The organism is Halorubrum laminariae, assembly GCF_024494655.1.
Taxonomy (GTDB): Archaea; Halobacteriota; Halobacteria; order Halobacteriales; family Haloferacaceae; genus Halorubrum; species Halorubrum laminariae.
Genome location: NZ_JANHDL010000004.1, coordinates 65,196 through 77,765 on the forward strand (window position 1 = coordinate 65,196; position 12,570 = coordinate 77,765).

The window sequence follows — 12,570 nt, forward strand, 5'->3', positions numbered from 1 at the left end:
TGGGGTGGTGGTTGTGTGGGTGTCTCTGCTGGTGGTTGCTAGTCGTCGAGGTCGTACGATTCGATGATCTCTCCTTGTGAGTTCACGGCGTAATCAAGGTAGACGTCCCCCTCCGAGTTCTCGGCGGGTGTGTGAGTGAGGGTGACGTAACAGAGGATGGCGTCGACGCAGCGGGCGTTGCCGGAGAAGACGTAGTCGCGGATCTTCCAATCGACGGTGTAGCCGAGGACGGTCTTCGTCGTCTGAATCATTGGAGCGATGGTGTCTCCGATGCCGTGATCGATGTCTTCTGGCTCAACCGTTGCTGAGTAGGTGGTTCCACGGTAGTCGTAAGTGTGCTCACCGACGACCGATGAGGCGGGTCCTGCTTCGAGTATTGGGCCACCTCGGGGGTAGAACTCGCGTCCACATGTGGTGTGGAATATGTGCTTTCCCCGGTCACGGTTGAACTGGTACTCGCTGACTTCGTAGTCGGTGTAGGTTTCGAGAGCGTCGAGAACCGCCTCAGTCTTCTCGAGAGCGGTTTCGTTCTCTTCGGGCATGGAGAACCCTCGGACGTTCTGATACACGTCTGCTGGCGGTTCCTCGTCCGTCCTGTCGCCTTTGATTCCCCAGAGGTCCTTGATGAACGCACCGCGGGGGCCGGTGACGAGGACGGTATCGTTCTCACAGAGGATGACGTGGGTCTTGTCGTGGTCAATTCGCCCGGAACCGTTGGCAAGTCGGACGAGTCCCCGGAGCATGTTCTGCTCGATTCCGTACCCAATCCCGGTCGCCGTCGTTGTCCAGGTGTTGATGACGGGCTCGAAGTCCGAGAACCGGCTGTAGTAGTCGGGGATCTCGATCTCTTCGATGCCGTAAGACTCGATGTAGGCACCGACGCCTTCCACTACTGCGTTCGCGGGGAGCTCTCCGTGTGGTGGTTGTTCCGTATCGACGCCGGCTGGCGAGGTTAGCGTATCGCCTTTGACGTATCGCGTCTCGCCGTCAGTGTCGAACAGTCCCCAGACGATGCCGGGAATGTCGGGGAGATCCGCCTTCTTCGGAAGTGCGTACTGTTCGGAGTTCTCGATCGTTGGCGGCCTCGGCTGGTCTGGTTGCTCCACGTCGTCAGTTCCCGGTAGTTTTGCTTGCATGATTACGCGCTGGCGGTGTCGGTGTTGTTGACGGGTTCGATGACGGTTTCGCCGTAGGAGATGCTTCCACGAGTACGCATCCCGTTGAGGTGAAGCTGGACATCGTGGGTGGTCCTGCCCGGCCCCCGCATGTGGTTCGTCCGTTCTGTGTCCTTCTTCACGGAGATGGAGAGCTCGTACGTCCCGGCGATTTGATCGTGGGTGGGCCTTCCTGCGACGGTCACCGACGGGCCGAAGAATCGGTAGATGGCCGTGTCGTAGTCTTTCGTCACATGGAACGCGAGGCCGCCGCACTTGTCTTCGACCGGGAAGTCCTCGGGGATGCCCGGCCCCCGAGACGACTCATACAGCGGGTGGCCGTGATAGCACGCTATCGAGTGATCGAAGTGGGAAACAACTGCGGGGTCGTCGTTCGGCTCCATGTCAGATTTGTAGACGGGCCACCCGTTGAACGCGAGCTTGTTGACCTCGGCAGGGAGTTTCTCGAGGACCTGCTTGGCCCTCGCCTCGCTACCTGCTTCGATCTCCACGATCGTCGAGATGGTAGTCGTGTTCGGGGTGAACGATTCAACATCTGGCCTCGGCTGATCGATGAGGCGTCTCTGCGTACCTTCTGAATCCATACTCTACCCCAGATGGTAGCTACAAACTCCACTCGATGGGCCTGGTTGCTGTGCCCGTCACTACAGAGGATCCGGGCCGGGGTTACGGAGAATCGAGGAGAAAGCCTCGCCCTTTCAGCGCGAGGAGGATGTCAAGGGTGTTCGATCGACTTGTCCAACTTGTTGAGTTCCTCCTCGAGGAGGGTTTCAACGTTTATGACGGTCTCTACGCTGCTTGGGTTGATGTAGCCTTCACTCGGGCCATCGAAGTAAAACACATATTCATCAGGCTCGAACCCGCTGATGTTGGCGATTCGCTCTGGGATGTCTGTTAGCTCCCGGAGAATCGTGGCTCCGATCGTGCCTTCGGTAGGATATGCGCGACCCCCAACCACGTAACTTCCGTCTTCTTTGGGGACGATGATGTAGTTTGGTGTGGCCATGACGCTCAGTTGGTGTCGCCTCGGCAAAAATTAATGGGGTGTTAAACTCGTCACCGTATTGGTGGTTCTATGGGGAATTCTCTGTGGTTGGGCTGGCTCACTTGGTGATCCGTGTCCCGTTTTTCGTATCGATGAGGTACGTGTGGCGGTGCGTGTCGATATCCGGGTTGTCGTGACATGACTTGCAGTACCAAAATTCTTCCTGGGGCCGGTGAGTGAACGAAGAGTGCCCGTTCGGACAGCGCGTTCGCCACAGTTCTGTGAGACTCTTCATCCGCTGGGCGGTGTCCTGTGACGGGGTGGGTTCGCGTTTGCTCACGCTGGTTGTTTGAGGGAGTCCACGCCGGTTTCGTAATCGGCCTGTTCAAGCAGTAGCTCAGGCGTTTGGATTTGGAACTCCCAGTGGCTCACCTGCTCGACGTGCCAAGCGAGCGCGTCGTGTTCGTAGCCATCTGGGATCCGAGCGAACTGGTCGTCTTCGCCGAGCTTGCTTTCGATGATGTGTTCCGGGGGGTTGAGGTGGTATTTGACTCGGGATTCGATGGAGTTCCGCCAGCTGGGGGCGTTCGAGGGGATGTCGTCATCGCGAGGGACGAGATTCGTGTAGACCGGCTTGTCCTGGTGGGTGTCGACGATCGCGCAGATCATCGGGTGATCGACTTCTCGGGCGTTCTGCGAATGCGTCCCGCTAGTCAGGCTGTGGGTCCTCCGGATCTGATTCCCGATTGCGTTTCTGTTTCCAATTCCGCCGTATCGGCCGAAGATGTAGAGTTTCGCCTCTCTGAGCGTCTGGAAGGCTTTTCGCCCTTCTTGGTGGCCGCCCGCTGAGTGGTAGGTGTCGATGACGGGGAGGCTGATCTCTGCTTGGAGGGCGTCGAGTCGTTCATCGAGGTCGAACGAGAGGGCGACGTCATGGTCGACTTGGTACTCTGTTAGCACACGGAACCGGCAGTCGTCCCGTGGGCAGTGATCAGCGACGTAATAATCGAGGACGGGGTGGTCGGTATGCTCTCGGGTCTCGAGAGTAACGCTGTCTCCGTGCCTCTTGTGGGTGAACTTATCTCTCGACATCTATCATCACTCTATCCACAGTCGGTGTCTAAAAACACACCTCTCGGCGCGTGAGTTGGACATCGGGCTACTCGTCAGGTCGTGAAACGCTGATACCGGATTCCTCTGGTGACCATGTCTTCCCCCAGTAGTTACTCGAACTCACGTAGAACGTGAACTCGCCGTCTTCGTTTTCAGTAACCCGGTAGCGCCCGTAGCGGTTCTCAGCGATCACCTTGTAGACGCGACCATCCCAGTCGGGGGTGGGTTCTGCCTTCTGGACCTCCATGCTGGTCTTCCGGCAGGAGACCTCGATCATATCTCCCGTCGAAAACTGCGAGAGATATGGATCAGACATTAGTTCTCGTCCGGGAGTGCGCGTTTTGCGTTCTGTAACTCGCTGATGGCGTGTTCAATAGCGCCATGCTGAACCTCGAGTGATTCGTCTTCGAAGTCCGAGAGGAACGCTCGTGCGTTCCCCACGGCGGCTTCTGCTTCCGCGGTGTCGTTGGTGTCGGACATGGTTAGATCTGGGATGTGATGTCTTCGGAGAGCGTTGTTAGGTCCGCGTTGGCTATTTGTTCGGTAGCGACGAGCCGGAGTCGTGGGCGGCCGACGTCGATGGGGACCTTCTCTGTCGTGATCAAGCCGGCCTCTTCAAGCGCCGACTTCGTCCGTGAGAAGGTGGCCTTCGAGGCGACGCCGATGTCTTCGCCCCACCGGGAGATGTCGTACAAGAGGACTTCGTTCCGGGCAGCGAGCAGAAGTGCGACCTCGACGATATCGAGGTACTCGTTCGTGTTGGAGATTTCTTCGGCGTGGGCGAGCACTTCTTCGAACTCGTCGGCAGTGTCGTCACCGATCTCTTCGCGAAGGGTAGCCTTCACCTCCGAAAGTGCTGGTGTCCGGAGGTGGTAGGATTCGGCGGCTTCGAAGGTGGTCTCGAATTCTGTATACAGCGAGGTTGCGGTGTCTTCGTCTGATCCCGTGACGGTGTGGCCGCTCATGAGCGGTACAACGACCTCGGATTCGGTTGTGAGGATGGCATTTTGGACGGGTTCGTCAAGTATCCGAATGTCGAGCCGCCCCTGATCGACCAGTTCGGCGATTTTCGAGGCCGTGATGAAGTCAAAGAGCGCATCCTTGATTTGACTCTCATCAGCCAGAAGGTGAACCACCTGCTCATCCCCATCGGCGATCATGTCTTCGGCGAGCGTGGCGATCTGCTCTGAATGGAGGTTGACACACAACACTGGGGTATCGCCTTTCGGGAGTGCCTGTGAGATGATCTGATGTTGGCTCATATTTCTGTATTCTTGCTGAGGGGGCACTTAATGGATTTGGTGCCTGCCTTGTATTGAGAAAATGGGCTGTTATCGGTTCCCGTTGCTCCAGATCTCGACGCTTGGTTCCGAGTGAAGTAACTCGAAGGGGGTCGCGTGGATGTCCAGCGAATCGCATTCTGCGGGGGTACGTTCTGGATCTTCTTCAGACTCGATTCGTTCGGTTAGATCGGAGAGTTCGGTTGATGAGACGTAGCCAGCTGTGACGATACGGATGTCGAGGTCGCTTTCGTCGGGAGTGGCGACACCGCGTGCGAATGAGCCGGTGACGTGTATCGAGTCGACACTGGTCGAGAGTTCGTCTTGGGTCACATGGACGAGGCGATGGCAAAGGCGGTCGAGTTCCCGTTCGTCAAGGCTGTCGACACCAACTCCGCTGTTGTGGTCTTCCATTCCGGTGGTAGTTATGAGAGTGGTGGGCCGCCCTGACATCAGGACGGTTTCTGTTAGGTTATCCTCGTGTATTCGCTTGCGGAGGCCAGTATCGACACTAGCGACATCTGGTGCGATCGCGATGCCCGGTTGGCTGTGGTTTTGAAGAAAGTCACTCGTCCGAATCTGCGAGCCTGTCGCAGACCGTCATAAACCGGAACTTGGCATCAGTGTACGCTTCGCTTGAGATGTGCTCGTCGTCGTCTCCGTCTAGCGAGTTGTCGTAGGTCCCGGCTTTGATGAGCGAGTCGAGTGCCCTCGTGATCGAATCGTACTGAGTGGTGAGCATGTCGGGCTCGGGCGTCTGGTTCATACCCCGTCAGTTGATGTGGGGAGTATTGATGTTTTCGAATGTGTTTCTGAGCTATCAATAGTTCCGATACTGGTGTCGGCCTCTTGGTAGCTCTATACCGTCGGGTTGTCTTTCATGTATTCCTTCGCGTAGTCGAGCGCGGCGTCCTCGTCATCGAAGAAGTGGGTGTTCAGCCCCTCTTCGTCGAGCGGATGTTGGACGGCGAACTCGCCTTCGGCGGTGGCCTCGACGTCGGTCCCTTCCGTGCGGTAGACGAGGACTTCGTTGTTGAGGCGCGCTTCTGTGTTCTTCCAGCCGCGGATGATGTTTCGGTAGCCGTTGCCCGTCAGGTGCTCGCTCGGCATTTCAGTCCAGTTTTCCATGATGTGTGGTCTTGGGGGCAGAGTTCACGAAGAGAGTGGACTAACACGCTGGTTTCTCTGACCCTTCACCCCCACAGGGGATAGAAACTAATAGCTGATCTTCAGCCCCACCTTCTACGGGGTCAGGCCCGGCTGATTTCGCTGTCTGGAACGCGATCTGGGTCGAGCTCTCTCACCAGTTCGTCCTGGTCGTCCCACGTGTCGTAGCAGTCTGTACAGATCCAGCAGTTACCGTCCTCGACGGTTTCGTAGAGGGATAGATCGGTCGTTCGCTCGCTGAAGCCACACCACCAGCAGCGTGTGAGCGACGTAAATGCGTCCTGTTCGGCGGCGTCGTCCCACACGGTCTTGGTGGCGGGCTTCCAGCGGTAGGCCTTACTGACCGGGAGTAACTGGACGGGGTGATGTTTGAACAGGGTGATCGCTTGGTCTTCGTCCAGCGTGGTGGCGTGGATTCGGTCGATCTCCCCGTAGCCGGCGAGCTGGTACGCACCGTCGCGGTATCTGACCCACGGCCTATGGTATCCCTGTGCGCTTACGTCAGCGCAGACTGACGGGTGCTCTCGAAGATACTCGAGGAGGTCATCTGCGATTTGTTTTTCTGAGGTGGTCATCTTCCTTATTTGCTGGTTCTCAGGCTATCTACTTGACTCCGTTGGGCAGGTATTCTTGGCCGACGTCGTATTCCCGCTCTGTCGCGATGTCGATGAACGTCGCTAAACAGAGTTCGTGCATTCGGGTGGGCGAACCCTCTGCCATGTCTGCGAGACTGTCCAGAGTGGGGTCGTCCATCGGGGCACCGACCGTCTCGAACCCGCTTTTCCCGATCTGTTTGAGGCTCGGTTGGTCCCACTCGGGGATGTGGGTAACGGTGAGCTGGTCGCGAAGGTTGGGGTTCGCTTCGTACACGGCGTCCTTGTTGTCGTCGCTGACGATCGTGGCGGTGCCGATCTCGGTGTCGACGTAGTCCTCGATCCAGTCGGCGACGTATTCTTGGATTCCGCTGGGCATCTCCCCAAAGTCGTCGAAAACGAGCGTGTAGTGGCCAGTCTCGATCCGGTCTTTGACTGCCCCTCGGACGAGTTTTTCAGATCTCGTGATTGACTGGAGGTCGGGCTCGGTTATTTCGTGCCTTGGCGGAACGGGCTTGCTGATCAGGTTGTTGAGGAAGTGACTGAACATGTCTCCAACAGTCGTCACTTCGACGCCGTCGACGACGAGAGGATGACTGCCTGAGAGGTGGTGTTGAACAATAGCTGACCGTCCGGAATCGGAGGGGCCAACGATGTGGGTGTTCCCATCCGGGAGGGTTTCATCGAGCTTACTGTGGTCGATTTTCTCATCCCGTTCGATGTAGTTGCCGCGGGGGTACCGATTAGGCGCAAAGATATCATTAATGTCCATCTGAGAAATTTTGGGTGGTTGACGTTCTTATATTATTCGTTTATCAACACGTTTTATACTAACGACTGTACAGCGGATGTCTGTTCGGCCATGGGGCCGGTTGGTGTGTCCGGTGTTGCCGGTCCAGTGGGGCCGGTGAGGGCGTTTCCATCTCGGTGTGACGAACAGGTCTGCTTCGTGGCGTTGCCGCCGTTGTCGTCGCTGTGGCCTCCGAAGATGGTCCCGTACGGGGTGAAGTCGACGGTGAACTCAGCGTAGTGGGTGACGAGTGGGTTGTTCTGGCGGGCTGTTTCGGGGTATCCATCGATGGGAGCCCGCTCGGTGTGGAAGGTGAATTCGGCTGCGCGATACCGCTTGACGAACATCGCTAAGGTGGCGTGGGTCGCCTTGAGGCGGATCTGGAAGTCTTCCTCCGGCTCGAGCTTTTCGGTGAAGCTAACGGTGGACTTGCCGTTGATGATGCCGTGGCCGATGTTCTGTTTGATCTCTTCGAAAAACTGGAGCGAATCATGGTACGCTTCACGTGCGGTCAGAGTCTTCGTGTGGCTCATTATCTATATCCTCTACCCCCATCGGGTCTCAAAAACTCACGCGGTGTGCCGGTTATTGGACTAGAGCTTCCAATACCGCCAGCCGACAAGTCCGGCGCAGCCTGCGAGGAGGTATGCGAGCCCGTGTATCCAGAGAGTAACTGTCGTTCCGGTTACGAGTTCTGCGATATTGAGGACGAACAGGAGAGTAGATAGAGAGGCAACGAAAAGGATGCTACTGTAGAAGAGCGATGCTCCGTGGGCGGTTTGCTCTTCGAGTGTTGCTCTGGCTTTACTCCATACGGCGAGGTAGCTGGTGAGCAGCGAATCGTCCATACTACCCGCTCTCACCCCTATTATTAAACAATTTCTCAGGCGACGCTTCGCTTCGGAGCGGCACTTGAGATGGTGGCTTGGGCCGGAGATTGGTCCGTTTCGTCGGGGAACGAACGGAACTGGCAGTTGGCACATTCGTAGAGTCGGGCTTCAGAACTGGTGTTGACCTCGCTTTGAGAGACGGGATACAGATCGGTGTGGCCACACTGTGGACAGCACTGATCGGTCGTCGCGGGGTCGACGATATCGAGATCGAAGCTGTCGGGGTCGTGTCCGTGAATCTGGGTAAGCTCGTAGTGTCGGTGGGCGCGGGTGGATTCCTCGAGAGTAGACGGAGATGGAGTGAACTCACGTTGGGTGAGGGTTGCCGAGAGATGTCGCGCTGTGTGGACGGAGTCGTGGACGGTGTAGAGAGAGGCCCAACTGACGTTCGGCGTTCCGACTGACCAGCGATCGGTGTCTTGTCTCGGTACGAGGCGGTCGAGGGTGACAGGGCCGTCGGCGGTCGGCGTCCAATACGCATTGAAGAGTATCCTCCCGCCGGGCTCGGTGATTCGGATCAACTCGTCGAAGAGGCGAGCCCTCCGGGCAGTATTCAACTTGAGCCAGGGGGGGTCACAGATGACGAAAGCGAATGTGTCGTCGTCGAACGGGAGCGTATCGCTTAGCACGTCTGCTCGGACGGTGTTGTTCGTCAGGATGTACTCTGCTGCCGGGTGTTCTGAAGGATTGTCGGCTGTATACAGTGATCCGACGACGTCGATCGGCGGGTTCCCGACGATGAGATCGGCGAGATACTCGCGAGCATCTTGGAGTGTAGTGCTGGACTCGGCTTGGAGGTTCTCGATGAGTTCGACTGGCGTCTTCATGTCGATCCGGACGGTCCCGAGGGGGGAGAGCCCAGCCGCGATGTTGGCTATCGGTCCGTCGACGTCGGCAATGAGCGATTCGACCCACGCTTCGAACGGCGCGGGCCACCGCCAGGTGCCTTTGAACTCGTGATCGGCGTCGTGGGTGTCTGGCATGGTGTTAGTCGGTGGCCGCGATTCGGGGGAGGAGCGATCCGAGGTTGTACTCGCCGGAGTAGCCACCCACAGCGGCTTTCGCGTGGATAAGGTTGGCTGCCCGGCGGTAGGCTTCGTTGCTCGTTGGAGCTACTACGTGGTACCCGATGTCGAAAACGCGAGGTCGAGACTGCTCGACGGTGTGTGCGTCGTCGAATTCGTCGATGAATCCGCCTCGTTGAGCAGCGTCGTCGCTTATTTCGATGATACCGTGTACGTAGTACACGTCTTGTTCTGCCTGCTGGTAGGTAGTTCCGTTCATAGGGTCTTGCTACGGGGAGGAGAGACGCGATCTAGTGTTACTGCTCGGTGTCGTGGGGAACGACAGGTTCGGGGAAGTGAGCGGGGCACGCGCCGTCGCGGATGAGTCCTTCGAACTCGCCAGTTTCTGCGTTGGCGTACGCCCAGACATTATCGCGGTGTTCGCCGAGGAACTTCATGTCGATCAGCTCGTATCGTGGGTCGTCGTCGTTGAACGAGAAGACGTCTCCAACGTCGAGCGTGGAGAGGGGGACTTCGTTTGGTTCGAGCTCTCGCTGCGGGCTGCTGTCGTGGTGAGTATCTTCAGTGGACATGGTGGTGGTTTCTCAGAGTCGCCTTTCTCTACTAACTCTTCTCCCCACCCCCGAGAGGTAAAAACACCCCTGTCGTTGTGGACCTATGTTGGGGTTATGCGGTGTCGCTGATGCTGATATCGTCGACGTAGAAGTTGCCGGTCCCTTTGCCGTAGTGGGAGGCATGGATACAGAACTGCCCCACTTCCGAAGCGACTAATGGGTCGAACGTTGCTTCAGCTGAGTCGTATACATGACCATCCTCGCGGTCGATTTTCCAGTTGTAGGTTCCACTACCGAAATCCACATTGGAGACGGTGATTCGCACCCAAGTGTTAGACGGGAATCTCCACCCTCTGTTCGTGTGGTTCACGTGGACGTTCTGTGTGGTCTCCCGGTTGAAGTTCAGTCTGAACAGTGTCTCCTCAGCGGCGGACTTCCAGTAGAGTTTCACATCGTCGTAGGGGTCAGCTGTCTGCTGGATCCAAGCAACGTAGGGGCCAGATGCCGTTGTTTCCGGAACTGGCCTTCGCACGGAGCCTTTGCCATCAGTATGGAGACGCCCGGCGAAGTTTCCTGAGTGGGTGGGCTCAGAAGCGAGCTGCCAGCTAAAACCGCTTGACCTTTGCTCAACGTCCCAATCATCTAGGTCACCAGACTCGAAATCTTCTGAGAACGTATGATCTCCTCTGGCTTCCGAGGGAAGGATCTGCCCACCCTGTAGTTTGATGCCCTCTTGTTGGTCCAGTTCTGGTTCCCACCCGGCGGTGCCACCCCATCGCAACTCGCCATTCCGCAGGGTCTGTTTTGCTTGTGATGTGTAACGGTGCGTTTTATCTGCCATATCGGTTACCTGACTGCGCTGTAGAGGCTCTCGACGTCTGCTCTGGGTAACGCCCGGTTGTATATCCGAACATCGTCGATCCCTCCGTTCCATGGGCGCGATCCGTTGGTTGCCCAGTTTCCAATCGTATGTCGTGTGTTCGAGTCAATACCATCTGTATGAGTGACCGAGTCGAGGAGCGTTCCATCGATGTATACTCGGAGATATTCGTTTACCGCATCGTACACGGCAGTGTAGTGGTAGTACGTACCGAAAGAAAATCCGGGGCGCTCGTGGTGGATGCGTGTGGCTTTGGAGGGCGTTTCCTCGTTAACGCGAAAGCCGGTGAGGCCTGTCGATTTGTTGTTATTGTCAGCGACGTAGAGTTCAACAGTTCGGTCATCCTTCCCCCGCCCCTTCTGATAGATCCGCTGCCACCCTTCGAGGGCACTTCCGTCCATCCGGGCGTATGCGGCGATCGTGAATGAGCCTTGGATGTCTAACTCACTGCTGGTGAACGTGACCGACCCTCGACTTCCGGGATCGACCAGCAGTGAGTTCGCACCGACTCGCCCAGCTCCCGCGTACGTCGCCCCGTCGATCGCTCCGTCGTTGGTCCCGACAGTGTCGATTGCGTCGGGGGTGGTCGGGTCTTCGAACGTCCACTGTGCGACGAGCCCCTCTGTCGGGCCTCGAATACGATCCGCAGTGATAGTTCCGTTCGCGACGGTGACGTACTGAGCATCAACAACCTCACCTTCCCACCCACTCTCGCCTCCCCAAGAGGTGGAGTTATCTCTGGGAGCTCGCCGATCGCTCGTGATACGGGGGGTATTGGTCATAGGGGCGATCTGTGGGCCATAGCTTGGGTCCTGTTGGTTACGGGGGCGGTGTCAATCCCTCAGGCGAGTGATCTGTGGCCGTGCTGTGGTTGACTCTACCCAGTAGATTGTATAAACAGTACCGGTGAGCACATGGTCGATGTGTCGGTAGGGAGATTATTGGTAAAGCGGTCCGAACTCTGCTGTGTATTCTGCCCAAGACATGTCTTTGACCTCATCGTGGCAGTCGGTACAAGTGTAGAAGTCGGTGTGAGAGGCGTGTTCTGGCTCTCCGGGAGGGATTTCCTTTTTACAGTGTTGGCATTTCCCGCGTGTCAGGATGTTTATGAAGTCGAAAGGCTGGCCTAAGTCATCGATTAATACCTCCCGCTCAAGACCACAAATGGCACAGCGGACTGATTCATCGTCTCGTTCGTGAGGTGTGGTTGGGTCTGCGAAGAATACATGCTCAGCTGGGTGGCAGGCCTTGTCCAGTGTAGGGCGTCGCCGCTCAACTTCGCGTGAGGCTGGCATATACACCATCTGATCTGAGAGGTAGTTCGGGTAGGTTGGGCCACCGAGTTCAACAATATCGCCGTCTTCGTACTGGAATAACCAGCCGATGCCGTTGTGCCCAAGCACAACGGCGTTCTGCTCGTGTTGGGTATCGTAGAATAGCTGTCCGGGCTTGAGACTGCTTAGGGGTGCTGGGCACATTGTTGGGGCGTTCTATGTACGCTGAGTGATTACGGAGGTTAGTTGATGTGCCGGCGCAGGTTTGTGAGGTTCTTCTGCCCAACTCCTGGGAGGTCCAAGAGGAACTCGTCGCTGGCCGCGTGGACATCGAGTTCGGTCGTGACACCAGCCTCGCGGAGGTTCTTGGCTGTTCGGTCCCCGATCCCGTCGATCTCGGTCAGAGGGATGGGGTCTGTCGTGTTCTTCGAGATGAGGTTGATGGCGTCGGTGATCGTGTCCGCACGAGTGTCCGTTGGATCCAGCTCTTCGCTCGCCTTGTAGGACTGACGGAGAACGGCTAACGAGGAGATGAACGGCTCTGGGGTCGTGACCGCGGGCGAGTCGTTGTCAGCTTGAGCGTCTTCCGCGAACTTCCAACGATCGCCTCGGGCGGTGTCGAACTGGTCTCGGCTTTCGAAGCGACGGTGTCCGCCGCTGTCTTCGAGAACGACGGTCTGGTGATCGGCGAAGATGATGGTGTATGTCTCGGCCGGTTCTGGTGTCTCGCTTTCACGGCTGTCGGTGTAGACTTGTCCTTCAGACAGCGGGGTCTGTGCTTCGGCTGTTACAGTGTCGGCTTCGGTGGTGGCTGACATCGTGGATTGTGTGTACTGCCTCAGTC

The 12,570-nt window shown here is 57.3% G+C and carries 21 protein-coding genes; all 21 read right to left on the reverse strand.

Annotation, left to right across the window (positions count from 1 at the left end; all coding sequences use genetic code 11):
* Positions 1-38 precede the first annotated feature (38 nt).
* Positions 39-1,136, reverse strand: coding sequence for a hypothetical protein (locus NO887_RS08840; RefSeq protein ID WP_256397027.1), 1,098 nt, complete (start codon positions 1,134-1,136; stop codon positions 39-41).
* A gap of 2 nt (positions 1,137-1,138) precedes the next feature.
* Positions 1,139-1,759 (reverse strand): hypothetical protein, encoded by a 621-nt coding sequence (locus NO887_RS08845; RefSeq protein WP_256397026.1) that lies wholly within the window; start codon positions 1,757-1,759, stop codon positions 1,139-1,141.
* A gap of 131 nt (positions 1,760-1,890) precedes the next feature.
* Complete coding sequence (locus NO887_RS08850) at positions 1,891-2,181, reverse strand: hypothetical protein (RefSeq protein ID WP_256397025.1); 291 nt, start codon at positions 2,179-2,181, stop codon at positions 1,891-1,893.
* Between the two features lie 315 nt (positions 2,182-2,496).
* Positions 2,497-3,120 (reverse strand): hypothetical protein, encoded by a 624-nt coding sequence (locus NO887_RS08855; RefSeq protein WP_256397024.1) that lies wholly within the window; start codon positions 3,118-3,120, stop codon positions 2,497-2,499.
* Positions 3,121-3,319: 199 nt separating this feature from the next.
* Positions 3,320-3,589: a hypothetical protein gene (locus NO887_RS08860; RefSeq protein ID WP_256397023.1), complete on the reverse strand. Its 270-nt coding sequence runs from the start codon at positions 3,587-3,589 to the stop codon at positions 3,320-3,322.
* The gene (locus NO887_RS08865; protein WP_256397022.1) at positions 3,589-3,753 is read right to left on the reverse strand and encodes a hypothetical protein; all 165 of its coding nucleotides are present in this window, start codon (positions 3,751-3,753) and stop codon (positions 3,589-3,591) included. The genes NO887_RS08860 and NO887_RS08865 overlap by 1 nt, the downstream gene beginning before the upstream one ends.
* A 2-nt stretch (positions 3,754-3,755) precedes the next feature.
* Positions 3,756-4,535, reverse strand: coding sequence for a transcriptional regulator TbsP domain-containing protein (locus NO887_RS08870; protein WP_256397021.1), 780 nt, complete (start codon positions 4,533-4,535; stop codon positions 3,756-3,758).
* Between the two features lie 69 nt (positions 4,536-4,604).
* Positions 4,605-5,006, reverse strand: coding sequence for a nucleotidyltransferase domain-containing protein (locus NO887_RS08875; protein ID WP_256418045.1), 402 nt, complete (start codon positions 5,004-5,006; stop codon positions 4,605-4,607).
* Positions 5,007-5,118: 112 nt separating this feature from the next.
* Positions 5,119-5,319, reverse strand: coding sequence for a hypothetical protein (locus NO887_RS08880; protein ID WP_256397019.1), 201 nt, complete (start codon positions 5,317-5,319; stop codon positions 5,119-5,121).
* Positions 5,320-5,411: 92 nt separating this feature from the next.
* Complete coding sequence (locus NO887_RS08885) at positions 5,412-5,681, reverse strand: hypothetical protein (protein WP_256397018.1); 270 nt, start codon at positions 5,679-5,681, stop codon at positions 5,412-5,414.
* A 122-nt stretch (positions 5,682-5,803) separates the two neighbouring features.
* Entirely contained in the window at positions 5,804-6,295 is a 492-nt protein-coding gene (locus tag NO887_RS08890; protein WP_256397017.1) for a hypothetical protein, read from the reverse strand.
* A 28-nt stretch (positions 6,296-6,323) separates the two neighbouring features.
* A complete protein-coding gene (locus NO887_RS08895; protein WP_256397016.1) occupies positions 6,324-7,085 on the reverse strand; it encodes a hypothetical protein in 762 nt (253 codons plus the stop codon).
* A 53-nt stretch (positions 7,086-7,138) separates the two neighbouring features.
* Positions 7,139-7,636 (reverse strand): hypothetical protein, encoded by a 498-nt coding sequence (locus NO887_RS08900; RefSeq protein ID WP_256397015.1) that lies wholly within the window; start codon positions 7,634-7,636, stop codon positions 7,139-7,141.
* A gap of 60 nt (positions 7,637-7,696) precedes the next feature.
* On the reverse strand, positions 7,697-7,951 hold the full coding sequence (locus tag NO887_RS08905; protein ID WP_256418046.1) for a hypothetical protein: 255 nt from the start codon (positions 7,949-7,951) through the stop codon (positions 7,697-7,699).
* A gap of 35 nt (positions 7,952-7,986) precedes the next feature.
* Positions 7,987-8,976: a hypothetical protein gene (locus NO887_RS08910; protein WP_256418047.1), complete on the reverse strand. Its 990-nt coding sequence runs from the start codon at positions 8,974-8,976 to the stop codon at positions 7,987-7,989.
* Between the two features lie 4 nt (positions 8,977-8,980).
* Positions 8,981-9,277 carry a hypothetical protein gene (locus tag NO887_RS08915; protein WP_048076009.1) on the reverse strand — a complete coding sequence of 99 codons (297 nt, stop codon included), beginning with the start codon at positions 9,275-9,277 and terminating at the stop codon, positions 8,981-8,983.
* 37 nt (positions 9,278-9,314) lie between these two features.
* Positions 9,315-9,590 carry a hypothetical protein gene (locus tag NO887_RS08920; protein WP_048076010.1) on the reverse strand — a complete coding sequence of 92 codons (276 nt, stop codon included), beginning with the start codon at positions 9,588-9,590 and terminating at the stop codon, positions 9,315-9,317.
* Between the two features lie 94 nt (positions 9,591-9,684).
* A complete protein-coding gene (locus tag NO887_RS08925) occupies positions 9,685-10,413 on the reverse strand; it encodes a hypothetical protein (RefSeq protein ID WP_256397012.1) in 729 nt (242 codons plus the stop codon).
* Between the two features lie 5 nt (positions 10,414-10,418).
* The gene (locus tag NO887_RS08930; protein WP_256397011.1) at positions 10,419-11,234 is read right to left on the reverse strand and encodes a LamG domain-containing protein; all 816 of its coding nucleotides are present in this window, start codon (positions 11,232-11,234) and stop codon (positions 10,419-10,421) included.
* A gap of 156 nt (positions 11,235-11,390) precedes the next feature.
* Positions 11,391-11,930, reverse strand: a complete 540-nt coding sequence (locus NO887_RS08935; RefSeq protein WP_256397010.1) for a hypothetical protein — start codon at positions 11,928-11,930, stop codon at positions 11,391-11,393.
* 38 nt (positions 11,931-11,968) lie between these two features.
* Positions 11,969-12,544, reverse strand: coding sequence for a helix-hairpin-helix domain-containing protein (locus NO887_RS08940; RefSeq protein ID WP_256397009.1), 576 nt, complete (start codon positions 12,542-12,544; stop codon positions 11,969-11,971).
* Positions 12,545-12,570: the final 26 nt, after the last annotated feature.